We start from the raw sequence: 24,502 nt of genomic DNA, 5'->3' as shown, positions 1-24,502 counted from the left end.
GTCACAGGGGCACCACCCTCCGCGTTTCCTCAACCGGGCCGCCGCGACGCCGATCTGAGCGGTCATGCAGCCGATACCGCGCGCCGGGATCCTTGGCACGGGCTCTTACGTGCCCGAGCATGAGGTGACGAACGAGGCACTCGTCGAACGGGTCACCGACACCACCCCCGAGTGGATCTCCACCAAGACCCTGATCGAGGCCCGCCGCTTCGCCGCCCCCGACGAGGCGACCTCCGACCTGGCCGCGAAGGCGGCCGGTGCCGCCCTGCAGAGCGCCGGGCTCAGCGCAGCCGACCTCGACTACCTCATCGTGTCGACCTCGACGCCCGACTCTCCCCAGCCGCCCACGTCGTCGCTGGTGCAGCACGCCCTCGGCGCGCACCGGGCAGCGTGCTTCGACATCAACGTGGTCTGCGCCGGGTTCGTCTTCGGACTCACCCTCGCGCAGAGCCTTGTCGCGGTCCGTCCCGGCGCGAAAGTGCTGGTGGTCGCGGCCGACATCTACTCGCGTGTGCTCGACTTCGACGACCGCCGCACGGCGATCCTGTTCGGCGACGGAGCGGGTGCCGCGGTGATCGGTGAGGTTCCCGAGCCGTACGGCCTGATCGACAGCGAACTGGTCACCCGCGGCGACGCCCAGGATCTGATCCACATCAAGGCGGGTGGCAGCCGGCTACCCGCATCGTCGGAAACGGTGGCGAACGGCGACCACTTCTTCCGCATGAACGGCCGCGGCGTGCGCGATTTCGTCATCGCCGGTGTGCCTCCCGTGCTGGCCGATCTGCTCGGGCGGGCCGGGATCACGCCCGGGCAGGTCGACCATTTCGTCCCGCACCAGGCGAACGGCGTGATGATTCAGGAACTGGTGGAGGCGGCGGGGCTGAGCTCAGCGCGTACCCATCTGGTCCTGGAAAGATTTGGCAACACCGGCAGTGCGTCGGCCGCGGTGGCTCTGGATGCGGCAGCCCGCGAGGGCGCCCTTTCCGACGGAGAACTGGTCCTGCTCGCCGGTTTCGGCGGCGGCATGTCGGTGGGCGCTGCGCTACTGAGATGGTACGCCCGGAGATAAGTTCCGAGGTTAGTGTCGATTCCGGGGGCGGCTCGCTCGTCGAGAAGGCGGACGGGCCGCTCGAGGCCCCCGGACGAATGGACACCGACATGGCGAAGTACCTGGTCCTCATCTACGGCGACGAGCAGGAATGGGACTCGGCGTCACCGGCCGAACTGACCGCGAAACACGCGGCGCACGGTGCGTTCGCGGCGGCCGCGGGCCCGGCGATCCTGGGCGGAGAACAGTTGCAGGCAGCCTCGACTGCGACGACCTTGCGAACGCTGTCCGACGGTAGAGCGGTGCCCACCGACGGGCCTTTCCCGGAGAGCAAAGAGGTCCTCGGCGGGTATTACGTGCTCGAGGCCCCCGACCTCGACGCGGCGGTCGCCCTCGCCGGAATGCTCCCGGAGATCGCGGAGAGCGGCGGCGGAGTCGAGATCCGGCCGATCGTCTCCCGAAAGTCTTGAGCATCGCTGACGCCGTCGCGGATGCGCACCGCCGGGAATGGGCACACGTGCTCGCTGCCACGGTGCGCGTCACGCGCGATATCGACCTCGCCGAGGAATGCGCTCAGGACGCGTACGCAAAAGCTCTGGAGGTCTGGGAAAGGGACGGCATTCCGGTACGCCCGGGAGCGTGGCTCACCACCGTCGCGCGCAATCGTGCCCTCGACCTGCTGCGCCGGGAAACGGTGCTGCAACGGACGCTGCCGTTGCTCGTGGTGGCATCACCCACTGTTGTCAATGACGATCGGCTTCGGCTGATCTTCACGTGCTGTCACCCCGCGCTCGGGCGCGAAGCGCAGGTGGCATTGACGCTGCGACTGCTGTGCGGGCTGTCGACAGCCGACGTGGCGCGAGCATTCCTGGTGCAGGAAAGCACAATGGCCGCCCGCATCACCCGCGCCAAGAAAAAGATCGCGGTGGCCCGGATCCCCTATCGGGTGCCGGCTCCGGACGATCTCCCGGTACGCGTCGGAGCCGTCCTCGAAGTCCTCCACCTAGTCTACACCACCGGCCACGTCGCGCCGGCCGGCTCCCAGCTCGTCCGTCAGGACCTGACCGGCAGCGCGATCGTCCTGACCCGCATGCTGCACACATTGCTGCCCCACGACCCAGCGGTGCTGGGTCTGCTCGCGTTACTGCTGCTCACCGAGGCCCGATCCGCCTCCCGGCTGGACGCGAACGGCGCCCTGGTGCTGCTGGAGGCACAAAATCGGCAACTATGGGACGCCGCTCTGATCGCCGAAGGAACCGCACTGCTGATAAAGGCATTGAGCAGCCGGCCACCCACACGGTACGCAGTCCAAGCAGCGATCGCCGCCGTTCACACGTCCGCCGTCTCCTATGCGGAAACCGACTGGCCCGAGATCTGCGGACTGTACGACGTACTGCGCACCCTGTGGCCGAACCCGGTGGTGGAACTCAACCGCGCCATAGCGATCGGGATGCGCGACGGCGCCGCTGCCGGACTGGCGGCGCTGGAGCCTCTGCTGGAGGAACCGGCCCTGGCAACGTACGGATATCTGAGCGCCGCCCGGGGCTCCTTTCTGCGGGACCTGGGGCAGTCCGAAGCGGCCGTCGCGGCCTATTCGGAGGCGCTGGCACTCACCGACAACGAGGCCGAACGGGCTTTCCTCAGCCATCGCATCGCCCAGCTGCGACCGTAAACTTTCGGGCTGGGCTGGGCTGGGGGCTTGTGTTTCGGGTGGGCGTGGTCTCGGTGGCGGTGCCGGTGAGCGCGTTGTCAGGCGGTGTCGAGTTCGGCGAGCGCGGCGCGGTGGTCGCTGCCGGGGGCGCGGACCACCCAGGAACGTTCGGTGGCCATGCCGCGCTGCAGGATGTGGTCCGGGCGGATGAGGGGAATCCTGGACGGCCACGTGAAGCCGAAGCCCGAACCCGCCTCCTCCTGGGTGTCCTTCAGCGGCGCGAGCTCGCGGAACTCCCGATCGGTCGTCGTCGTGTTCAGATCCCCGGCGAGCAGCAACCGCGGACTGTCATCGGCAGCCACGACCTTGGCGAGCGCGCTCAGCGTCCGGTCCCTCGCGCTGGTCGCCGCCGGCCTGGCCGAGGCAAGGTGCGCCGCATAGATCCGTACGGGCCCGTCCGCAGTCGGCACCGTGACCCGCAACGCCCGCGTCCACCCGATCCCGATGTCGACCGGCGCGGCATCGGACAGCGGCACCTTGCTCCACACACCGACCGTGCCGGACACCGTGTAATGAGGCCACGCATGCTTGAGCGCCTTCGTAGCGGCGAGCTGGTTGACACCGGTCAGCTCCTGCAGCACAAGAACGTCAGGGTCCGTCGCCGTAACGGCCAGCAACGTCTCCTCCGGCTCGACGTTACCCGCCCCGAGATTCAGCGTCGCCACGCGCAGATCATGATGATCGGCCCCCGACCGAGGCAGCAGCACCGGCCCGAACATGACCACCCACACCACACAGGGCACAAGGCACACAGCAAGCGCCCGCACAGACCTCCGCACCGCCGACACCGCGATCAGCACCGGCAGCGCCACCCCGAGCCAGGGAAGTCCACTGTCGACAGCCGTCCCCAGCCACCCCGGCACCAGCCGATGCAGCGACAACACACCAGCCAACCCGACAGCCAGCACAGCGGTAAGTGCACTTCCCATTCGCCACCGCCGGACCTTCACCACGAAAGCCTAACGAACGCCCCTGCGCGCCCCACCCGGGCCGCCCCGCCCGCCCCGCCCCTCCCTGGCCGCCTCACTCGGACCTCCCCACTCTGGGAGCGACTCACCGTCGTGTGGCCTCATCCCGGATAGCCCCACGTCGCGCACCCGCGCACCCCCGCACCCCCGCACCGCGCTCCCGCACCCGCGCACCCCCGCACCGCACCGCGCTCCCGCCCCCCGCACCGCACCGCACCGCGCTCCCGCACCCCCGCACCGCGCTCTCGCACCCGCGCACCCCTGCACCCCCGCACCGCACCGCGCTCCCGCACCCGCGCACCGCAACGCCCGGCGCCGCGTCCCGCCGGCCCGCCGCGCCCGCCCACCGCACTCAGGCACCGTGCCGTGCGCTGCTGGGTCTGGCCGCTGCTGGGTCTGGCCGCCTTGTATCCAGGTGCCGGAGCCTGCGCCTTCGGCGGAGTTGGCTATGGCCAGAGTTCCTCCCGGGTCCATAGGTCTTCGCCGGTAGCGGTGTAGCGCAGGCGGGTGTGTTTGCGAGCTTTGTCGCCCTGCCAGAACTCGACCGTCGTCGCGTCGAGGGTGAAGAGGGTCCACTCCGGCACCACGTGGCCGGGCGTCGCCTCGATGGTGGCGAGTGCCTGTTTTGTCGCTGTCTCCAGGTCGTTGCGGTCGGGGAGTGTCTGGCTCTGCTTGCCGATGGAGGCCTCTGCCCGGGAGCCGGCGGGCCGGGCCAGGAAGTCGGCGGCGCTGCGCTCGGCCGGTTCGGGGGTGACCGGGCCTCGTACCCGGATCTGGCGGGCTTGCAGCGGCCAGTAGAAGGTCAGTGCCGCCGTGGGGGTAGCGATCAGGTCGCGGCCCTTGGGGCTGTCGGCGTGGGCGGCGAACTGCCAGCCTCGCGCGTCGAGGTTCTTCAGGATCAGCATCCGGGCGTCCGGTGTGCCGTGCGAACCGATGGTCGACACGGTCATCGCGTGGGGCTCCCGGACCCCGGCGTCCAGCGCGGCCGTGAGCCACTCGACGAAGAGTTCGCCGGGACGCTCGGGTGCGCTGTCTACGTCGAACGACGGAAGCTCGCCGTCGAAGACCGGAATGCCTCGGAGTAACTGTCTGATGTCGTCCACGGTGTCCTCGCTTGTTGTCACAGGAGCCCGGTCAAGGGCAGCAGGTCGGCAGGCGTGCCGGTCGTCCAGCCGTACTCGAGGATGGCGAGAGCGTCCGCCGCAGCCGCGCCGGCGAGACTGGCTGGACGCGCGCCGGGCACCACGATGACGCGGTCACCGTCTGCCACGACAGGGACGAGCCGTGTCACGCCGGGTATCAGCGGGACGTCACCGATCACGGGCAGCCGGAGAAGGGTGGAACCCCGGCGGCCCTCCGCTGGATCAGAGGCGTCAGCCTGGCTGATGGTGCCCGGCCGGGTGGGCGGGCCCGCGGGCTCGATGGGGGAGCCGGTCATCGCGCCTAACAGCGGTCGGAGCAGAGTCATGGCGGCGACAAGGCCCGCGAACGGGTTGCCTGGGAGCCCGACGAGCCATCGCCCGCCGGGCAGCGAGGCGAGGACCTGAGGGTGCCCTGGGCGGCATGCCACCTGGTCGACCAGCAGTCGCGCGCCGATCTTGTCGAGGACCGGGCGCAGGTGATCTGCCCGGCCCGCGGACGACGAGCCGCTGACCGCTATGACCTCGGCGTCCGCGGCCAGGAGCGACTCGGCGAGCAGGGCGGGATCGTCGCGCAGGATCCGGTGGTCGGTGACGCTTCCGCCCCATGCGGCCACGAGGGCCGTGATCATCGGGCCGAACACGTCTCGCACTTCGCCGGTCCCCGGAACGCCGGCCGCAATCACCTCGTCGCCCGTGACGAGTAACCGCACCCGGGGCCTCCGGTGGACCGGGACCGTGTCGGCGCCGCCCTGGGCGAGAAGGCCACAGACCGCCGGCGTCAGGAGCCTTCCGGCCGGGACGAGCGGGTCGCCCAGCCGGGAATCCTCGCCGGCGCGCCGGATATGTGTGCGTGTGCTGACCTGCCCCGACACCGTCAGGTGCGCCGCTTCATCGACGGTGCTCTGCTCGTAGGGGATCACCGCGTCGGCTCCTGCCGGCACCGCTGCTCCGGTCATGATCTCCACGCAGTGCCCCCGGACCAGGTGGGTGGTCCATGCTTCTCCACCTGCCATGACCCTGCCGTCGATGTTCCACGGGCCTGGGCCGGCAACCGCGTACCCATCCATGGCCGCTGTGTCGAATCCTGGCAGGTCCATGCGCGCGGTGACGGGCACGGCAGTCACCCGGCCGGTTGCATCACGGAGCGCGACGATCTCAGCAGGCAGTGGGGCCGCGGCCGCATGAGCGATCGCGACGGCCTCACGCCAGGGGGTTCCGGATACATGGTTGGCAGACATCTCCGCGAGTGTCACATCCATGCGGCGCTGCCGCCGAGCGGGCCTGCTCCTGCCGAGCCGCCCGCGAGCCACCGAATGCCTGGCCGATTCCACGAGCGTGCCCGCGCAGGGTGGGCCCACGACGTGAGAAAGGACCCGCGTACTCCTCTCGAAGCCCACCGATAGTCCGGTCTCAGCTCCCACTGACGATCTCGTCTCAGCGCCCATCGGCGATCTCATTTCAGAGCCCACCGACGATGAGGCGCAGCGAACCGGCGAACTCAGGCTGGGTCCGCAACTTCCCATGACGGGCGTCCCACACCCCGGAGGTGAGATCTGCCCGAAGATCTCCGACCGCGCGGGTGACCGCGGATTCGTCGACGAACCCCCACGCGGACTGAGCTGCGCGGACCGCGGGGTCCAGGAGCTGCTCGGGGCGGCCGTAGTACGCCTCGGTGAACCCGTCCACGCAGTCGAGCGGTATGGGAACCTCGATGACGTCGGCGGGGCTCCCGATCGCGTCGGCGATGTCCGCGATCGCGGGATAGCGGCCGCGTTCCACCGCGATCAGCTCGGGTGCGTACTCCGCGAGCCAGAAACGGTCGAGGGCGTCGCCGTCGAAGGTCAGCACCACGATGCGGCCACGGGCAACCCGGCGCAGCTCGGCGAGTCCTCGGAGGGTGTCGGACCACTGGTGCACGGTCACCGTCGCCATCGCGGCGTCGAAGGAGTCGTCGTCGAAGGGCAGATGCTCCGCTGTCGCGTCCACGGCCGGTGCTGCGCCCGGGGGACGTTGCGCGCGCATCGTCGCCGACGGTTCGACCGCCAGCACGTAGCGGTCACCGGGCTCGTAGGAGCCCGCCCCGGCGCCCACGTTGAGCACGGTGCGGGCGTCGCCCAGCGCGGTGTGGACCAGGGCGGCGACACGAGGGTCGGGCCGCCGCCTCGTGGCATATCCGTGGCCACCGGCCTCGTAGTCGAAATCTCCGCCGGAAACAGGCCTGCGAACGGGGGTAGGGGCGCTGGTCACTTGGTCTCCTTGCGTCGAACGAGCCAGCGCATCACCTCGAGGGCGTGCGATGCCGGCTCCGCGATCGGGTGGAAGACGTGCTCGATCACGTCGTCGAGCACGATCAGGGTGAGGCGGAGGTAGAGCGTCATGTCTCCGGCGGTGAAGGTGGGCAGGCCGATGGCGGCGGCCAGACTCAGACGAGGGTCCGGCACCAGCGGATACGGCAGGCGTAGCCGATGCACCAGCTCGCGCTGATAGTCGGTCGGCTGTGCGGACAGGCCGTAGACCCGGGCGGCTCCCGCCTGCAGCAGCTCGCTGTGGTGATCGCGGAACCAGGACGCCTGCTCGGTGCTGCCCTGGGCGCCCGGAATCTCACTCAAGCCGTTGGGCAGGTCGACGCCGGGCCGCCCGGTCAGGGGGTAGATGAAGATGACGGTGCGGCCACTGCCCAGCGCGCCGAGATCCAGTGGCCGGCCGTCACTGCCGTAGAAGTGCAGTGACGGCATCCGGGTGCCGACGAGCTGCCCCGGGTCGCTGACGCCTGCGTCGCCGAGCTTGACGACCTGGCTGGCTGCGGCGTCCAGGCGGGCGTCGAGTGCATCCCGCTGGGCGGTGAGCGTCCCGATTCGCTTCTGCAGCTCGGTGATGGCGTTGCGGTAGGTGGCCAGAGCCGCCGGGCACACGTCGGGCTCGATGTTGCCGTCGGCCAGCGACTCCACGAACGGCCGCGTCTCCTCGACGCTGAGACCGAGTGCCGTCAGCTCCCGGATCTGCGCGACCATCCGCTCGGCGATCGGTTCGTACTCCCGGTAGCCGTTGTCCAGCCGCCGGGGCACGACCAGGCCCGCCGCCTCGTAATAACGCAATGCGCGCACGGTCGTCCCGGTCCGTCGCGCCAGCTCTCCCACCCGCATGCCGACGACCATAAACCCGCACCTCAGGGTACGGGTCAAGGTGACGAGGCTCGCCTGTGGACAACGTCTTTTCGATCTCCGGCCGGTGCAAGACTTCCGCCATCGAAGTCGGAACCGGACACAGGAGTCAGCAAGTGATCAAGATCGGACGGCCGGAACGGGCACGGGCAGGTCAGGAACTTTCAGGCGACACCCCGGCGACGCTTGGCGGAACAGTCCGCGAGGTCGTGGCCGCCATTGCCGGATACAGGCGAGAATCCCCCGGTGCATCGGGCCAACGACTATTACGGCCATTCCGCCGTCCTGGCACGCTACTGCGGCGTGCCGGGCGAGCAGCCTCCCCGGATCCATGGCTACCTGCAGCACGGCTGGAACATCGGGGACGGGATGGCGGCCGACCACGAGTATGTCGCGGGGGTCCCGCTGTTCCTGTGGTCCGAGCGCGTCCGTCGCCGGGCCTGGTCCATGGGCCGCCGCGAGACATACGTGGTGGGGGCGCCGTGGGCCTACCTGCTCCGGCTCCGGCCCGAGCCGCCGGCGGCCCCGGCACGGGAGGGCACCATCTGGTATCCGTTTCACGGCTGGGAAGGCCAGCACGTGCGCGGCGATCACGCTCGGCTGATCGACCGGATCAAGCACACCGAGACCGGTCCGGTCACGGTCTGTCTTTACTGGCAGGAGTTCTGGACAGCGGATGTGCGACGCCGCTACGAACGCGCCGGGTTCCGGGTGATCTGTCACGGTTACCGGGGCAACGCGCATCAGGCGGGAGACCCGGAATTCCTCGACCGTCAGCTCACCGAGCTGCGGCAGCACCGGCGCGTTGCGTCCAACCGGCTCAGCAGTGCTGTCTGGTACGGGATTCTCGCGGGCTGTGAACCGGCCGTCTACGGCGATCCGATGGTCCTCGAGAACGAGGACCCGACCCATGGGGGCCAGGCCAGGATCCGCCGGCAATGGTCCGGGTTGCACGGCGAGCAGATCGACATCGCCCAGGCCCATGCCGCCGCGGTGAACGAGCTCGGCGCCGATCGGATGGCGCCCCCGGCTGAGCTGCGGCAGTTGTTCCGGTGGACGCGAGCGGCGGCCAGGGTGAGGGAAAACGCGCTGTGATCGGAAGAGCAGAGCAACAGACATTGCAGGCAGACGAAGACAGGGAGACATCAGTGGAGACCGCAGGCGTCCGGTTCGTCGGCGACGAGATGCTGGTCTGGTCGGACCTCGACGGCGACCACGGGCCCGGCCCCGCCCGTGGCGCTGCGCTGGAGCCGTTCCTTGCCGCCGCCAGGGGTCGCACCCTGGTTGCCGGCCCCCATGCGGCTGAGCTTCTCGATGTCTTGCAGGAGGTGACGGTGCTGGTCCGGGGCGTGAAGGACGCCGAGCTTCTGGCGGGCAGGGAAGGTCGCACGGTGCTGTGCGGCAGCCCGGCGACGCTGAGCGCCGAGGGGACCTTCGACACGATCATTGCGCTCGCCGGGCTCGAGGTGCTGGATACCGCAGAGACGGACGGGCTCACCTGGGCCCAGATACTCGCCATGCTGAAGAACGCGCTCGAACCCGGCGGTGTCCTCGTCGTCGGCGTCGAGAATCCGTTGGGCGTGCACCGACTGGCAGCGCCCCGCAGCCGCCGGACCGACGCCGAATGGACCCCGGTGCCTGACGAGACCCGTCCGGTGAACCCGGACGCAATTCGGGAAGCAGTCGGGGCTGTGGGCCGTGTCTATTCCGTCTACCCCGGGTTGGAAGCGCCGGAGTTGATCCTGGACGAGAAGGATCAGAGCGGTGTCGCCGAGTCGGGGCTGGCGCGGGCATTCCCGGGTACGGACGACATGACAGCCGACCCGGCGGAGCTGGCGATCGAGAGCCTGCGGTGCGGGATCGGGCCGGTTCTCGCCCCGGCATGGATCGTGGTGGCGGCCCGTGACGAGGAGTCACTGCCCGACATCACGTGCGGCCCGCAGCGGGCGGTCTCCGGGCCGACTCTCGAGCGGCGCCTCGTCCACGCGGCAGCCAGGCAGGACCTGCCGGTGCTGCGGGCGCTGCTCGCCGACTGGCAGAGCGGCGAGAACGCGGGAGTCCCGGCCGACCAGATCATCAGCGGGCTCGATGGGGTGCTCTCACCGCTGGCGGCGCCGGGCGACCCCGGGAGAGCGCTCCGTGCGCTCGCCGTCCGGCTGCTCCGGGGCAGTCTTCCCCACCCGTGGCCCGCGGTCACCGGGGCGGACGACCTGACGCGGACCCTCGCCGGGATGGCGGGGCGCGACATCGACCCGGCGTCCGGTGCCGTGCCCGCCGGCGGCGAGATCGGCCCGGCGTATGGTGCCGGATCCGCCCTCGGTGACACCTCTCTGGCGTCTGGTGCCGGGTCCCGCTCCGGCGACCTGGACGTGTCGGAACTGCGCCGCCTGCCGTTCGCGGAGCTCGTGGCCGATCGGGAACGCCTCACCCGGGAGCTCGCCGAGGCGCGCGCTCAGGCGGCGTTCTTCGAGGCCGAACTGACCGCGCGGGAGGCCGACCTGCGCGGCGCGCAGCGCATGGTGGAACTGCTCAGCGGGAAAGGCCCGGCACGGGCGGGGCAGGCGTTCGTGGGTGGCGTCCGCGCCGCCCGGCGGGTGCTGCGCCGGCGTGGCTGATCATGTCGTCGTACAGGGTTTCGAGGCGTGCGGTCTGGGCGGCGAGGTCGAAATGGGCCTCGACGTGGGCGCGAGCCTGCCGGCCCATCCGCGCCCGCAGTTCCTCGTCGGTCAGCAGGCTGCGGAGGTGGGCGGCGAGCGCGTTCCGATCACCCTCAGCGCCCAGCAGGCCGGTTACGCCGTGCGACACTGCTTCGGGGATGCCGCTGTGGACCGTCGACACCACGGGGACGCCGAGCGCCTGCGCCTCCAGGATCGTCGTCGGGAGTCCTTCAGCGTCACCGTCCGCCGCGGTGCGCGACGGCGAGGCGAAGATCCTGCCCCCGGCCATGCTCAGGCATGCGGTCGCATGGTCCTGGGCGCCGGCGAACGTCGCATCGACGCCTGACGCCTTCGCCTGCGCCCGCAGAGCCGCCTCGCACGGGCCATCGCCCACGATCAGCACGCTGGGGGCCAGATCCTTGAGGGTGGCCGTCGCCGCGATCAGGTCGTCGAGCCCTTTCTTCTCGACGAGGCGCCCGACGAAGACGATGTCCCACTGTTTCGGCCCGGCCTCGGACGAGGCGGGGATGGTGACGCCGGTGTGGTGGACGCGTATCTTCGCCGGATCCGCCCCCAGCTCGATCGCCCTGTCCCGGACCGGGCCGGAGACAGCGAGGACGACCGCAGCGCGTCGCAGGACGGTCCGGAGGTTGCGGCGGTGCCGGATGCCCTTCAACCCCTTCGCGTACGGCTGGCGTGTCACGTCGTGCCCGTGCAGCGTGACGATCAGCGGCACCCCCAGGGCAACGGCCGTCGCGCTGATCAGCCACCCGTCACCGCCGAAGTGGGCGTGGACGAGGTCCGGGCCCAGGTCACGCAGTGCCCGGAGCAACCGGGGAGAACGTCCGGTCAGTCGCAGCCGCAGGAAGCCCGGCGGGAACACGATGACGTCGTCCTCCCTCGTGAGCACGGAGGAGACGCGGAACGCGCCGAGGAAGCGCGACTCCCAGCGCGTCAACGCGGCGGCCTGGGCGCGTACGAACGTCTCGGAGGCGGGCAGCATCGCGCTGCGCCAGACGACGACCCTGCTCATGCTCGGTTCTGCACCTTTCCGGTCACCGTCGGCCCAGCACCTTGTCGCGCAGGACGTGGCGTACGTGCGGGGGGAGTGCCCAGATCTGCAGGTGGGTGAGGCAGTCGACGGCGCCGGGGCGGCCGTGCCCCCTGGCCTCGGTGAGCAGTTCCCGGAAGACCGTCAGGCTGCGGGTCGGCGCCGCCATCGAGCTCAGGACGCTCAGCGTGAAGGCCGCGTAGGCCCGGGGCGTGAACAGTTCCCTGCTGGCCCGCAGCCAGGCGAGCTGGGATTCGTACGGCATCTGCAGGCTGATGCGCTCGCGGTCCTCGTCCTGGTGCCAGATGACCAGCGCCTCGTCGGCCATGACCAGGCCCGTTCCCTCGGCGCGAATGGCCCGCAGCGTCCAGTCGAGCTCCTGCTGACGCCGCAGCCCCACGGTGAAGGGCACCTCGCGCAGCAACTCCGTCGGCGCCAGAATGGTCGAGGTCTGGATGAAGCCCTCGCCGTGGAAGAGGCCCTTACGCACGGTGAAGTACTCGCTCAGGTGCTCACCCTCGGCCGGCAGCCGGCGCGGCATGACGAACTCCGCCCGCGGCGTGCGGTTGAGCAGCCGCGTCGCCACGATCGGGCGGGGCACATCGGCGTGGGTCGCGAGCGCGAGCTGGACGGCGAGTTTTTGCGGCAGCCACTCGTCGTCGTCGTCGAGCAACGCGACCCAGGGTGCGCTTGCAGCCTGGACACCCATGTTGCGGGCGTTCGGGGCGCCTCCCTTCTCCGCCAGGGGGACCGTGCGGACGCGGGGGTCGCCGATCTCGGCGAGCGCTTTGGTGGTGACCTCATCAGGGCCGTCGATGACGACGACGACCTCAAGCTCCGGGACGGTCTGGGCGAGGACGCTGCGGACGGCACGGGTCAGCAGGTCCGGACGGTTGCGGGTCGGAATGACCACGCTCACCTCGGCGGGGGTGTCCATGACGCGGCAACGGTAGGGGCCGCCGGCGACCGTTCTCTGAACAGCAGGCGGCGGTTGGCATGCGCATCGATAAATGTAAGGTCGCTCGGAGCCGGGAGCCTCGTGCGTGCCGCCGATCCTGCCTGCTCAGGGGAATGCTCCGGGACGAAATTCCGGCTAAATCGCGGATTTCGATCACTATCGGGTTTCCCGCACGGGTTCCACGGGCAAGGCGGCTCCGTGAAAGATCGGTTCCAGCTGCGCGAGCGGCTCGGTGTCGGCGGCACTGCCGTCGTCTGGCGCGCCTACGACGAAATCCTGGCGCGTGACGTAGCGGTAAAAGTGCTCTCCGCTGTCGCGGCCCCCGACCCGGCGCATCTCGAACGGATCCGCCTCGAGGCCCGGGCGGCCGCCGGGTTGCAGCACCCGCACATCGTGGAGATCTACGACTACGGCGAGGTGCCGGGGCTGCCCGGTGAGCTCCCGGTCCCGTATGTCGTGATGGAGCTGGTGGAGGGCCGGACGCTCACCGAGGTCCTCGCGGACGGACCCCTGCCCTGGCACGCGGCAGTGCGGATCTGTGCCCAGGTCGCTGCGGCGCTCGCCGCCGCCCACGCCAGCAACATCGTGCATCGTGACGTCAAGCCCGGCAACATCATGGTGACCAGCGACGGCATCAAACTCGTCGACTTCGGAATCTCCGCGGCGGTCGGCTCAGCGGACGAGACCGGGGGTGAACTGCTCGGCACGCCGGCCTACCTGGCCCCCGAACGGCTCGACGGCGGCCCGGTGCGCCCTGCCACAGATGTGTACGGGCTGGGACTGCTGCTCTACCGCGCTCTGGCCGGACGTATGCCGTGGCAGGCCACAACCGTGACCGAGATGGTCAGGGCTCACCTCAACGCGGAGCCCGCACCTCTCCCGGCGATCAATGGCCTTCCCCGGGTGGTCACCGATGTGCTGCGCCGCTGTCTCGCCAAGCTTCCCGGTGACCGGCCCACGGCTGACGAGGTCGCACAGACTCTGGGCGAAGCATGCGGGCTACTGCCGCGGGTCCCACGCCAGACTTCCCGGGGCTCGCGCAAGGGTTCGCCGCCCCGCTTCCGCCGGTGGAAAGCTCAGGACGCCTCTGCTGCGGTCGCGATGCCCCGCAGCACGTACGCGATGCATGCCAGGTCCACCACCCAGGCGGTCTCCGTCGAGGCCGCCGGGAGCGCGAGTCGCGCCGGATCGACGACCAAGATCATGCCGGTTGTAGCCGTTGCATGCGCGGCACTGCAGCGGGGGCATCTCAACGAGCCGGATGGCACCCGCGTTCTGGGGGAGTCGGATGGGACGCACCGGACGCACCTGTTGCGCGACGCTGAGCGGTCCGGCGCGGATGGGACGCACCGGACGCACCTGTTGCGCGACGCTGAGCGGTCCGGCTGGGATGGGATGCGTGAGCTGACAAAGACCGGCCAGCAGAAGCTTTCCGCGCTCCCGGCGAAAGCGGCGTCCGACGGCCGCGGCGGATCGAGGGAGCGCAGCGGGGTGCGGGTGAGGGCTGGTTCGGTTCGGCGGGCGGCTGTGGGTGCGGCTGCTGCGAGTTTGGCGCTGGCCGCGGCGCTTCTGTTCGTGCCGTTGGCGAGTTCTGCGGCGGTGGGTGGGAGCGGCCGGGGTGGAACAGTGGGGAGATCGGTTCGGTAGGTCGTGCCGGGCGGGGCGGGGCGGGGCGGGCGGCGACAGCTCAAGGGGTCAGGAGCCTCGGCCGGCCGCGTGAACTCAGCCGGGGCCCGTGGGCTCGGTCGGCTGTGTGAGTTCAGCCCGGGGCCGCGGAGTCGGTTGGGCGTGTGGGCTCGGGGCGGCCCGCGGAGTCGGTTGGGCGTGTGGCTCGGGCCGGCCTGGGGATTCGGCCTGGCGTGTGAGTTCAGCCTGGGCCCGTGGGGTCGGTCGGGTGGGTGAGCTCGGGTGGGTGGGGTGTCTCGACGTCGCGCTGGCGAGTGTGAGTGTGGCCGGGTGGAGCTGCGCGGTGGTTGGGCTCAGGGGCGGTTCAGCGGGGACTTTTGTGGGTGTTGCAGAAAGTTCCTTCTCGCGAGGGGGAAAGTTTCTATAGATCGAGGCTTTTCTTTTTCCTGGGGGCTGGGTTAGCGTCGCTTCACGTAACACAGGCGACACAAAGTGTTACGTGACTGTGGACCCCGGGAGGATGCTGCATGCGTACCGGAATCTGGTTCATCGGGGCTCGGGGGTCTGTTGCCGTTACCGCGACGGTGGGGGCGGCGGCGTTGCGGGCGCGGTTGGTGGAGCCGGCTGGGTGTGTCACCGAGCTTCCTCAGATGCGGGGGGCGGCGTTCTCCGGGTGGGCCGACATTGTCATCGGCGGGCATGACGTGGTCACGTTGCCGCTGGTCAAGAAGGCTGATGCGCTTGCTGCCGCCGGGGTTGTGCCTGGGCGGCTCGTGGCGGCGCTGGGTGGGGAGCTGGCCGGGATCGAGCGGGAGTTGCGGCCGCTTCCGGGTGGTGCCAGTCAGGCGGAGGTTGCTGCGCTGATCGGTGCTGATCTGCGGAGCTTTCGTGAACGGCACTCACTCGACCGGGTTGTGGTGGTTGATGTCGCCACGACGGAGCCGATCTGCGAACCGCACCCCGCGCACGCCACACTCGAGGCGCTGGAAGCAGCTCTGAGTGGGTCGGATTGCGTGATCCCGGCGAGTGCGCTGGCTGCGTACGCTGCGTTTCGGGCTGGTTGTTCCTTTGTGGACTTTACGCCGTCGACCGGGGCGCGGATACCGGCGCTGGACGAGTTGGCGCGGCGGGAAGGGATTCCCTATGCGGGTAATGACGGGAAGACCGGGGAGACGCTGGTCAAGTCGGTGCTCGCGCCGATGTTCGCGCTGCGGCATCTGCGGGTGACGAGCTGGTCGGGGATCAACCTGCTCGGCGGGGGCGACGGGGCGAACCTGGCCGATCCGGCTGCGAACGCGGCGAAGGTGGCCAGCAAGCAGCGGGTGCTCGGGGACGCGCTCGGTTACCAGCCCGAGGGGACCAGCCGGATCGACTACGTCGCGGAGATCGGGGACTTCAAGACGGCGTGGGATCTGGTGACCTTCTCCGGGTTCCTGGGCACCGCGATGCGGATGGAGTTCACCTGGCACGGATGCGACTCCGCGCTGGCCGCCCCGCTCGTTCTCGACCTGGCCCGGCTCACCGCCGCCGCCCATCATGCGGGCCGGCGCGGGGCGTTGCCGGAACTCGGTTTCTTCTTCAAGGATCCGCTCGGTGACGGGCCGTCCGCGCTCTCCGACCAGTACGCCGCCCTCGCGACGTTCGTAACGGGCCTGCACGAAGCCGCGGTGAGTAAGCCGGCCCCGCGCGATGCCGCGGTGAGTAAGCCGGGCCTGCACGATGCCGCGGTGAGTAAGTCGGCCCCGCGCGATGCCGCGGTGAGTAAGCCGGCCCCGCGCGAAGCGGTGGTGAGTGAGCCGGCGAGGAACGAAGCGGCCGTGAGCAGGCCGGCGTTGCACGAAGCGGCCGGAGCCGGAGCCGGTGAGGACGTGGTCGGTGAGCGGGAGACAGGCGGGGGCCTGGCTGGGCTGAGTGATTCCGGGCCGCGCGAATGAGTGCCGTGACGGCGAGGTTGCGGGCGCTGGCGGAGTTGGTTCGGGCGCCGGCGGCGTTGTCGGTGCCGGGGGATGTGGTGGCGGGGGCGGCGGCGGCCGGGGTGGTCGGGCGGGGGAGTGCCGGGCTTGCTTCTGCTTCCGTTCTTCTTTACTGGGCGGGGATGGCGGCGAACGACTGGGCCGATCGGGAGCTTGATGCCGTGGAGCGTCCCGAGCGGCCGATTCCCTCCGGGCGGATCTCGCCGAATGTGGCGCTGGGGGTTGCCGTGGGACTCACCGCGGCTGGGCTGGCAGTGGCGGGACGGGCCGGGGGTGGGCGCGCGCTGTCGGTCGCGGGGCCGCTTGCCGCCGCGGTCTGGGCTTATGACCTGCGGCTGAAGAACACCGCGGCCGGGCCGGTGGGCATGGCCGCGTGCCGCGCGCTCGATGTGCTGCTCGGGGCAAGCCCGGGTCGCGCCGTACGCGCATTGCCCGCCGCCACGGCGATAGCAGTCCACACGTACACCGTTACGAGCCTGTCACGCCGTGAGGTTTCGGGGAGGGTTCCTGTCTCCCTGCCCGCGGCGACGCTCGCCACCACGGCGGGGGTCACGGTGGCCGCGACGGCCGGGGGTGGCGCGGTGACGGCGATGCTGGCGGGGGAGTACGCCACCACCTACGGTCGCGCTCAGCTGCGGCTGTTCGCCGATCCGTCCGCGTCCGGGGTCCGGGCAGCCGTCGGGGCGGGCATCACCGCGTTGCCCGCCCTGCAAGGTGCCCTGATCGCCCGCTCGGGCCGGACCCTCACCGCCCTTGCCGTCGCCGCCGCAGCCCCCGCCGGCCGGCTGCTCGCCCGCAGGATCTCCCCGACATGACCGCGGGTGGAACAGGGCAGGCGGCGGCTGACGTAGCGGGTGTCCGGCAAGCGAGCGGGAGTGCCGCCGGGGGCGGGCTGCGGTTCGGGTATGGGACGAACGGGTTTGCCAATCATCGGCTGCGGGATGCGCTCGCGGTGATTGCTGATTGTGGGTACGCGGGGGTGGCGCTGACGCTCGACCACGATCATCTCGATCCGTACGGTGCGGGGCTGGGCCGGGAGGTCGCTCAGGTGGCCGATTTCCTGCGGGAGCGGGAGCTCGGCGTCGTGATTGAGACCGGGGCCCGGTTCCTGCTGGATCCGTGGCGTAAGCATGCGCCGACGCTGCTGCACGACGATCGTGAGCACCGGCTGGACTTTCTGCGCCGGGCGGTGGCGATCGGGGCGGATCTCGGTGCCGAGGCGGTCTCGTTCTGGTCCGGGATTGTGCCGGCCGGGGTTGATGAGCGTACGGCGTGGGAGCGGCTCGTCGACGGGTGTGCGGACATCACGGTGGTTGCGGAGGCGGCCGGCGTACCTGTGGGATTCGAGCCTGAGCCGGGGATGCTGGTCGCGGATCTGGCGGGGTGGCGCAGGTTGCGGGAGGCGATGGGGGCGCCGGACGGGTTCGGGTTGACGCTGGATGTCGGGCATTGCCGGGCGAACGAGCCGCAGCCGGTAGCCGACTGTGTCGCTGCTGCCGCGCCCTATCTGGTGAACGTGCAGATCGATGACATGCGGCGCGGGGTGCACGAGCATCTGGAGTTCGGGACCGGTGAGATCGAGTTCCCGCCGGTGCTGCGGGCGTTGCGCGACGGTGGTTATCGGGGGCTGGTCGCGGTGGAGCTGCCCCGGCATTCGCATGCCGCTCCGACGATTGCCCGCGAGTCGCTGGCCTTTTTGCGCGCCGCGGAGAAGGAGGGCGGGCTGTGACCCCCGAAACGCTGCGGACCCTGCTCGGGGGCGTGCCGGAGAATGGCTGGTTCGCTGAGGCCGAGGCCAGGGTGCGCGCCGATCCGGATGCCATCGGTCAGCTTTTCGCCAGGGCCGGGCGGATGCTCGGTCGCCGGCAGTTGCCGGATCATCCTGCGTGGACCGCGGGCCAGGCCGGGCGGGTACTCCTGCTGCTGGCAATAGCGGCCGAGCAGCGGGAAGTGCGGGTTGCCGAGCTCTATTGGCGCGGCGATCCCGCTGAGCGGCTGGCGGTGCTGCACGCGCTGGAGCATCTGACCCTCGGGGAAGCGGGCGTCCCGCTCATCGAGGACGCCCTGCGGACCAATGACAAACGTCTTGTCGCCGCTGCTCTCGGGCCTTGTGCCGCTCTTCTCGACGCCGCGGTGTGGCGGCAGGGAGTGGTGAAGTGCGTGTTCATGGAGGTGCCGCTGAGCGTTGTCGACCGGCTCGGGGAACGGGCCGATCAGCCGCTCGCGGAGATGCTCGGCGGTCTGGCCAGGGAGCGGGCCGCGGCGGGGCGGCGAATGCCGGCTGACGCACTTGCCCTGCTCAATCGCCGGTCGCTGGCAAAGGGATTCAAGGCCGAGGAGGGCTGATGCGCGTTTTTGATCCGCACATCCACATGACCTCTCGTACGACTGATGATTATCGGCGGATGGCGGCGGCCGGGGTGCGCTCGGTGGTGGAGCCCGCTTTCTGGCTCGGGCAGCCGCGGACGAATCCCGGGTCGTTCGGTGACTATTTCGATTCGTTGCTGGGGTGGGAGCCGTACCGGGCTTCGCAGTACGGGGTGCGGCATCATGCGACGCTCGCGCTGAACCCGAAGGAAGCCAACGATCCGCGCTGCAAAGGGGTGCTCGATCTGCTTCCGCATTACCTGGAGAAGGACGGGGTCGTCGCGGTCGGGGAGATCGGGTACGACTCGATGACACCCGCGGAGGACGAGGCTTTCGCCGCCCAGCTGGACCTGGCGCGTGAGTTCGGGTTGCCGGCGCTGGTCCACACGCCGCACCGCGACAAGGCTGCCGGGACGCGACGGACGCTCGATGTGGTTGCCGCGTCGGGGATCGAGCCCGGAAGGGTTGCGGTCGATCATCTCAACGAGGTGACCGTGGCGGCGGTGAAGGACAGCGGGTGCTGGACGGGGTTCTCCATCTATCCGGAGACGAAGATGTCGCCGCCGAGGATGGTGTCGATTCTCCAGGAGTACGGCATCGAACGCGTGCTGGTGAATTCCGCGGCGGACTGGGGGCATTCGGATCCGTTGCTGACCGTGGCGACCGGGCAGGCGATGCTCGATGCCGGGTTCAGCGCCGATGACGTCGACAGGGTGTTGTGGCGCAATCCGATCGAGTTCTACGCGCAGTCGGGGCGTCTTGACCTGTCCGAGTTGCCGGAGCCGGAGGCCACGTTCGCGGGGAGTTCGGTCAAGCGGGGTGGTAGCTGATGCGGTTGCGGCATCCGGATGGTCAGGTCGTGCACCTTTCCTACTGTACGAACGTGCATGCCGCCGAGGATCTGGCGGGCATTCTCGAACAGCTCGACACGTACGCCGTACCGATCAGGGAACGCCTCGGGGCCGATGTCCTGGGTCTGGGATTGTGGCTGGCGGCTCCGGTCGCTGCGGGGCTCGCCTCGGACGGGGCCGCGCGGCAGCGGTTGCGCGGTGCGCTGACGGCGCGGGGGCTCGAGGTGGTGACCCTGAACGGGTTCCCCTATCAGTCCTTCCAGGCGCCCGTGGTGAAGTACGCGGTGTACCAGCCGGATTGGACGACGCCGCAGCGGTTGGCGTACACCATGGATCTGGCGAAGATCTTGACTGATCTGTTGCCCGCGGATGCCGTGCGGGGATCGGTGTCGACCCTGCCGCTGGCCTGGCGTGACCCGTGGGACGCCGCGCGGGCGTCGGCGTGCCGTCGTGCCCTTGACGAGCTGGCCCGGCAGTTGCACCAGTTGCCGCGACCGGTGCGGGTGGCGTTCGAGCCGGAGCCGGGATGCATCGTCGAGACGACCGCGGAGGCCGTCGCGCTGCTGGGTGAGGCCGACACCGAGGTGCTGGGCGTGTGTCTCGACCTGGCCCATCTCGCCTGCGCGTGGGAGGAACCCGCCGAGGCGGTGGGCCGGCTGCGCGAGGCCGGCATCCCGATCGTGAAGACCCAGATCTCCGCGGCGCTGGTGAGCGAGGATCCGCACCGCGACGCGGTGGTGCTGAGCGAATACGCCGAGCGCCGGTTCCTGCATCAGACCCGGGGGCCGCACGGCCTGTCGGCCGACGATCTGGACGAAGCCTTGTGTACGCCCGGAGCGGACGAACAACCGTGGCGAATTCATTACCACGTGCCGTTGCACCAGCCACCCGTTCCTCCGTTGCGCACCACGGTCGGGGTGCTGGCCGACGCTTTACGCGAGATTGCCGGCGGTGACACGGCGCTGTGCGACCACTTCGATGTGGAGACGTACACGTGGAATGTCCTGCCCCCCGCCTCGCGCCCGGACGGACCCGCTGAGCTTGCCAACGGGATCGCGTCCGAGCTGTTCTTCGCCCGCGCGCAGCTCACCGCGCTGGGTCTCGCCGTCACGCAGGGGGTGCCGTCATGAAGCCGGTGGTCGTGCTCGACGTCGTCGGTCTGACGCCCCGGCTGCTGCGGCACATGCCGCGGTTGTCGCGTCTCGGCGGGTTCCGGGCGTCGCTGGGCACGGTGCTGCCCGCGGTGACATGCTCGGTGCAGTCGACGTTCCTGACCGGGGTGCTGCCCGCCGAGCACGGGATCGTCGGCAACGGCTGGTACTTCCGCGAGCTGGGCGAGGTCCTCCTCTGGCGCCAGCACAACGCGCTGGTCGGCGGGGAGAAGCTGTGGGACGCGGCCCGGGCGGTCCGGCCCGGCTACACGGTGGCCAACATCTGCTGGTGGTACGCCATGGGCGCGGCCGTCGACTGGACGGTCACCCCACGGCCGATCTACCACGCGGACGGGCGCAAGGATCCGGACTGCTACACGTACCCGCCGTCCCTGCACGATGAACTGGTCACCCGGCTCGGGCCGTTCCCGCTGTTCAGTTACTGGGGCGCGAACGCGGGGATGCCGTCCTCGGAGTGGATCTGCCGGGCTGCCGTGCAGATCATGCAGGACCACAACCCCGATCTGACCCTCGTGTACGTTCCCCACCTCGACTACGACCTGCAGCGCTACGGCCCGTCGGGTCCCGAGGCCGCCGCGGCGGCGGCAGCGCTGGACGCCGTCCTCGCTCCGGTGCTGGACGCGGCCGCTGCTCGTGACGCGACGGTTGTCGTGCTGTCGGAATACGGGATCACGGATGTCAGCCGGCCGGTGGACATCAACCGTGCCCTGCGGCGTTCCGGCCACCTCGAGGTGTACACGCAAGCGGGGATGGAGTATCTCGACCCGTGGGTCTCGCGCGCCTTCGCAGTGGCTGATCACCAGGTGGCCCACGTGTACGTTCGCGACAAAGCCGATATCTCGCAAGTCGCCAAGCTCTGCGCCGACCTGCCCGGCGTGGAATCCGTGCTGGACAAATCGGAGCAGGCAGGGCTCGGCCACGAGCGATCGGGGGACCTCGTCCTGATCGCCGAGCCGGACGCGTGGTTCACCTACTACTACTGGCTCGACGACGCCCGCGCACCCGACTTCGCGCGCCTCGTGGAGATCCACCGCAAACCCGGCTACGACCCCGCGGAGCTCTTCTTCGACCCCGCCGGGCCCGGCGCTGCCAAGGGGCGTGCGGGTCTCGCCCTGCTCCGCAAGAAGATCGGCCTGCGCTACCTGATGAACGTCGTCGGCCTGGACGCCGGCGCCGCAGCGGTCCGGGGCTCGCACGGCCGCCTCCCGACCGACCCCCTCGACGCACCCGTCCTGCTCTGCACCGACGCGGCCGCCGCCCGTGACTCGTTCGCCGCCACCGAGGTGAAGGACCTGCTCCTACGGCTGGCGGACCTCGCATGACCGATTGCACCGAGCCACGCGGCCCGTCGGCGGCGAACGGCCGTGAGGGCGAGGGCCATGAGGGCATGCGTAAGGAAGGCACAGCATGACCGTTGAGATCGCGCTGGAGACCGACGCGGCGGGGCTGGCGCGCCGATGCGAGGCGGCGCTCATCGCGTACCTGGACAAACAGCGACCGCACTGGCCTGATGGCACCCCGCGGGGTGTCCTGGACGCCGTGCGGCGCTTCGTGCTCGCCGACGGCAAACGCCTGCGCCCGATGTTCTGCTACTGGGGCTGGCGCGGCGCGGGCCGCCCCGACGGCGAGCCGATCGTCACCGCCGCGGCCGCCCTCGAACTCTTCCACGCCTTCGCCCTCATCCACGACGACATCATGGACGGCAGCAGCCTGCGCCGCGGCCACCCGACCGTCCACCGCCACTTCGCCGACGTCCACACCCGCCACTCCTGGAAAGGCGAAGCCGTCCGGTACGGCAACAGCGCCGCCCTGCTCTGCGGTGACCTCTGCGCCGCGTGGGCGGATCACCTGTTCCACGAGTCCGGCCTGCCCATCGAGGGGATCCACCGCGGCTACGAACTCTTCACCGTCATGCGCACCGAGGTCATCGCCGGCCAGTACCTCGACCTGGTCTCCGGCGTCGGCGAAGGCTCGGTGGCAGGCGCCCTCACCGTGATCCGCATGAAAGCCGCCCGCTACACGGTCACCCGCCCCCTGCAGATCGGCGCCGCCCTCGCGGACGGCGGCCCGGCCCTGCACGCCGCCCTGCAAGCCTTCGGCGACCCCCTCGGCGACGCCTTCCAGTTGCGCGACGACGTCCTCGGCGTCTTTGGCGACCCTGCCCGAACCGGCAAACCGGTCATCGACGACCTCCGCGAAGGCAAACCCACCGTCATGGTGGCCATGGCCCGAGACCGAGCCTCACGTACGCAGGCCGCCCGCATCCGCGAACTCTTCGGCACAGCCTCGCTGGACGACACCGGAGCCGCGGAGCTGCGCGACATCATCACCGTCACGGGCGCCCGCGAGGACATCGAGGACCTCATCCGCCGCCGGGCCGCCGAGGCGACCGCCGCGCTGGCCGAGGCGCCGCTCACCGACGAGGCCCGCGCCGCCCTGACCGGCCTGGCCTCGTCGGTCATCGCCCGTGACCACTGAGGCCGGGATGCTGAGCCGGCGGTCGCTCACCGAGAGCCTGCGGGTCGGGGCCGACCACGTGGTGGTTCTTTGCCGGGCGGGTGTTCCGGTATGCCGTGGGGGACGAAGAAGGGCGGGCGGCTGCTGTGGAGTACGGGCGGGCTGCGGGCGTACCGGAGAATCAGCTCGACCGGGGTGAGTGAGCGACCAGCAGGGCCGCTGCGGCCAGGGCGGGGGTGAGCAGGAATGCGGCGTGGGGGCCGTGGGAGTCGATGAGCAGGCCTGCGGCGGCCTGGCCTGTGGCGGTGCCGACTGGGCCGCCCGCGCCGACGATGGTCAGGGCGACGGCGACCCGGCCGGCGGAGGCGCGTTCGGCGAGCGTGTAGACGCTGATCATGTAGGGCGCGATCGTCGCACCGGCGAGCACGATGGCGACCGGGAGCATGGTTTCGCCGAACGCGATCAAGGCCATGCCGGCCAGCAGGCCGGCTGCGAACGTGCGGTAGCGGGCCACTGCGCCGAAGCGGGCGGGCAACCAGCCGCAGGCCAGGCCGGCCAGCGCGCTCCCGGCGCCGAGACCGGCGTAGAGCAGACCGGCAGAGCCAGGATCTCCGGCGTACGCCGTGACGGCCACCTGCAGCACCCCGAAGATCGCCCCCAGCAACGCCATGGCGACCACCAGCGTCGCGAGCGGCGTCACGGGCAGCGGGGGAAGCGTCGTGCGGCGGTCCGGGCCGGGCTCGGGATCGGCGTAGCGGCGGGCGAGCGGAAGACCCGCGAGCAGCAGCACCGCCGCACCGGCGAGGGCCGGCAGCGGTGTGGTGACCGCGGCGAGGAGCCCGACGATTGCCGGGCCGGCGATGAAGCTCGTCTCGTCGACGGCGGCCTCGTAGGACAGCGCGGTTGTCAGCAGGCCGGGCCGGGAGCGGGCCAGCTGCGACCAGTGTGCCCGGATCAGCGCGCCGACCTGGGCCTGGGCCAGCCCGGTGGCGATCGCCGCGCCGGCCATCGCGGGCCGGCCGATGTGCGTGGCGGCAACCAGCGCGGTCAGGGCTGCCGCGTTGGCCACTGCGGTCAGGGCACCGATGCGGCGCAAGCCTGCCCGCTCGGTGAGGCGGCCGACGACCAGGCCACCAGCGCCGGTCGCCAGGCTCTGCGCCCCGGCGGCGGCGCCCGCGAAGCCGTAACTGCCGGTCGCGGACTGCAACAGCATCAGGGTCGTCAGGGAGGACATCGCGTACGGCAGCCGGGCAAGGAAGCCGAACAGCAGCAGCGACGGGCGGGTCTCGTGCAGCAGGGCACGGTAGGACATGGCGTCTCCACGCAGCGCGAAGTGACGCGCCTCCCCGCCACCGGTCGC

Annotated in this window: 22 protein-coding genes; 14 read left to right on the top strand and 8 right to left on the bottom strand. The window is 70.5% G+C overall.

Going from position 1 to position 24,502, the window contains the following annotated elements; translation table 11 throughout:
* Positions 1-64: 64 nt before the first annotated feature.
* The 3 genes from Aco04nite_RS11505 (at position 65) to Aco04nite_RS11495 (ending at position 2,720) form a co-directional block, all read left to right on the top strand.
* The gene (locus Aco04nite_RS11505) at positions 65-1,069 is read left to right on the top strand and encodes a 3-oxoacyl-ACP synthase III family protein (RefSeq protein ID WP_203835421.1); all 1,005 of its coding nucleotides are present in this window, start codon (positions 65-67) and stop codon (positions 1,067-1,069) included.
* An 89-nt stretch (positions 1,070-1,158) separates the two neighbouring features.
* Positions 1,159-1,518, top strand: coding sequence for a YciI family protein (locus Aco04nite_RS11500; RefSeq protein WP_212997177.1), 360 nt, complete (start codon positions 1,159-1,161; stop codon positions 1,516-1,518).
* Positions 1,515-2,720: an RNA polymerase sigma factor gene (locus tag Aco04nite_RS11495; protein WP_244875894.1), complete on the top strand. Its 1,206-nt coding sequence runs from the start codon at positions 1,515-1,517 to the stop codon at positions 2,718-2,720. The genes Aco04nite_RS11500 and Aco04nite_RS11495 overlap by 4 nt, the downstream gene beginning before the upstream one ends.
* A gap of 77 nt (positions 2,721-2,797) precedes the next feature.
* Here Aco04nite_RS11495 and Aco04nite_RS11490 read toward each other — a convergent pair whose 3' ends face one another.
* The 5 genes from Aco04nite_RS11490 to Aco04nite_RS11470 form a co-directional block, all read right to left on the bottom strand.
* Entirely contained in the window at positions 2,798-3,424 is a 627-nt protein-coding gene (locus Aco04nite_RS11490) for an endonuclease/exonuclease/phosphatase family protein (RefSeq protein WP_212997176.1), read from the bottom strand.
* Positions 3,425-4,173: 749 nt separating this feature from the next.
* The gene (locus Aco04nite_RS11485; protein WP_244875893.1) at positions 4,174-4,830 is read right to left on the bottom strand and encodes a pyridoxine/pyridoxamine 5'-phosphate oxidase; all 657 of its coding nucleotides are present in this window, start codon (positions 4,828-4,830) and stop codon (positions 4,174-4,176) included.
* Positions 4,831-4,847: 17 nt separating this feature from the next.
* Complete coding sequence (locus Aco04nite_RS11480; RefSeq protein WP_212997174.1) at positions 4,848-6,107, bottom strand: molybdopterin molybdotransferase MoeA; 1,260 nt, start codon at positions 6,105-6,107, stop codon at positions 4,848-4,850.
* A 220-nt stretch (positions 6,108-6,327) separates the two neighbouring features.
* Positions 6,328-7,116, bottom strand: a complete 789-nt coding sequence (locus Aco04nite_RS11475) for a class I SAM-dependent methyltransferase (RefSeq protein ID WP_212997173.1) — start codon at positions 7,114-7,116, stop codon at positions 6,328-6,330.
* Positions 7,113-8,012, bottom strand: coding sequence for a MerR family transcriptional regulator (locus Aco04nite_RS11470; protein WP_212997172.1), 900 nt, complete (start codon positions 8,010-8,012; stop codon positions 7,113-7,115). Before Aco04nite_RS11470 ends, Aco04nite_RS11475 begins: the two co-directional genes overlap by 4 nt.
* Before the next feature lie 264 nt (positions 8,013-8,276).
* On the opposite strand from Aco04nite_RS11470, the gene Aco04nite_RS11465 reads away from it, so the two are divergent.
* Both Aco04nite_RS11465 and Aco04nite_RS11460 read left to right on the top strand, forming a co-directional pair.
* Entirely contained in the window at positions 8,277-9,125 is an 849-nt protein-coding gene (locus Aco04nite_RS11465; protein WP_212997171.1) for a hypothetical protein, read from the top strand.
* Between the two features lie 53 nt (positions 9,126-9,178).
* A complete protein-coding gene (locus Aco04nite_RS11460; RefSeq protein WP_212997170.1) occupies positions 9,179-10,645 on the top strand; it encodes a hypothetical protein in 1,467 nt (488 codons plus the stop codon).
* Here the strand turns inward: Aco04nite_RS11460 and Aco04nite_RS11455 are convergent.
* Together Aco04nite_RS11455 and Aco04nite_RS11450 are read right to left on the bottom strand one after the other, a co-directional pair.
* Positions 10,560-11,720 carry a glycosyltransferase gene (locus tag Aco04nite_RS11455; RefSeq protein ID WP_212997169.1) on the bottom strand — a complete coding sequence of 387 codons (1,161 nt, stop codon included), beginning with the start codon at positions 11,718-11,720 and terminating at the stop codon, positions 10,560-10,562. The genes Aco04nite_RS11460 and Aco04nite_RS11455 overlap by 86 nt on opposite strands.
* 22 nt (positions 11,721-11,742) lie before the next feature.
* Positions 11,743-12,675, bottom strand: a complete 933-nt coding sequence (locus Aco04nite_RS11450) for a glycosyltransferase family 2 protein (RefSeq protein ID WP_212997168.1) — start codon at positions 12,673-12,675, stop codon at positions 11,743-11,745.
* Positions 12,676-12,894: 219 nt separating this feature from the next.
* Here Aco04nite_RS11450 and Aco04nite_RS11445 point away from each other — a divergent pair, with 219 nt between their 5' ends.
* From Aco04nite_RS11445 to Aco04nite_RS11405, 9 genes are all read left to right on the top strand, one after another.
* On the top strand, positions 12,895-14,343 hold the full coding sequence (locus Aco04nite_RS11445; protein WP_212997167.1) for a serine/threonine-protein kinase: 1,449 nt from the start codon (positions 12,895-12,897) through the stop codon (positions 14,341-14,343).
* A 506-nt stretch (positions 14,344-14,849) separates the two neighbouring features.
* On the top strand, positions 14,850-16,256 hold the full coding sequence (locus Aco04nite_RS11440; RefSeq protein ID WP_212997166.1) for an inositol-3-phosphate synthase: 1,407 nt from the start codon (positions 14,850-14,852) through the stop codon (positions 16,254-16,256).
* Positions 16,257-16,261: 5 nt separating this feature from the next.
* A complete protein-coding gene (locus Aco04nite_RS11435; protein WP_244875892.1) occupies positions 16,262-17,110 on the top strand; it encodes an SCO3242 family prenyltransferase in 849 nt (282 codons plus the stop codon).
* Positions 17,111-17,247: 137 nt separating this feature from the next.
* Positions 17,248-18,024 (top strand): sugar phosphate isomerase/epimerase family protein, encoded by a 777-nt coding sequence (locus Aco04nite_RS11430; protein WP_244875891.1) that lies wholly within the window; start codon positions 17,248-17,250, stop codon positions 18,022-18,024.
* Positions 18,021-18,641: an EboA domain-containing protein gene (locus tag Aco04nite_RS11425; RefSeq protein ID WP_212997163.1), complete on the top strand. Its 621-nt coding sequence runs from the start codon at positions 18,021-18,023 to the stop codon at positions 18,639-18,641. The genes Aco04nite_RS11430 and Aco04nite_RS11425 overlap by 4 nt, the downstream gene beginning before the upstream one ends.
* Complete coding sequence (locus tag Aco04nite_RS11420) at positions 18,641-19,492, top strand: TatD family hydrolase (protein ID WP_212997162.1); 852 nt, start codon at positions 18,641-18,643, stop codon at positions 19,490-19,492. The genes Aco04nite_RS11425 and Aco04nite_RS11420 overlap by 1 nt, the downstream gene beginning before the upstream one ends.
* Positions 19,492-20,643 (top strand): metabolite traffic protein EboE, encoded by a 1,152-nt coding sequence (gene eboE, locus Aco04nite_RS11415; protein WP_212997161.1) that lies wholly within the window; start codon positions 19,492-19,494, stop codon positions 20,641-20,643. The genes Aco04nite_RS11420 and eboE overlap by 1 nt, the downstream gene beginning before the upstream one ends.
* Positions 20,640-22,007: an alkaline phosphatase family protein gene (locus Aco04nite_RS11410; protein WP_212997160.1), complete on the top strand. Its 1,368-nt coding sequence runs from the start codon at positions 20,640-20,642 to the stop codon at positions 22,005-22,007. Before eboE ends, Aco04nite_RS11410 begins: the two co-directional genes overlap by 4 nt.
* Before the next feature lie 85 nt (positions 22,008-22,092).
* Positions 22,093-23,163, top strand: a complete 1,071-nt coding sequence (locus tag Aco04nite_RS11405; RefSeq protein ID WP_212997159.1) for a polyprenyl synthetase family protein — start codon at positions 22,093-22,095, stop codon at positions 23,161-23,163.
* Between the two features lie 160 nt (positions 23,164-23,323).
* Here Aco04nite_RS11405 and Aco04nite_RS11400 read toward each other — a convergent pair whose 3' ends face one another.
* Positions 23,324-24,454, bottom strand: coding sequence for an MFS transporter (locus Aco04nite_RS11400; RefSeq protein ID WP_212997158.1), 1,131 nt, complete (start codon positions 24,452-24,454; stop codon positions 23,324-23,326).
* Positions 24,455-24,502: the final 48 nt, after the last annotated feature.

Origin of the sequence: Winogradskya consettensis (genome assembly GCF_018332715.1) — a bacterium.
Lineage (GTDB): Bacteria > Actinomycetota > Actinomycetes > Mycobacteriales > Micromonosporaceae > Actinoplanes > Actinoplanes consettensis.
The sequence above is the reverse complement of the archived record's forward strand: the minus strand, read 5'-3'. Positions and strand labels throughout refer to the sequence as shown.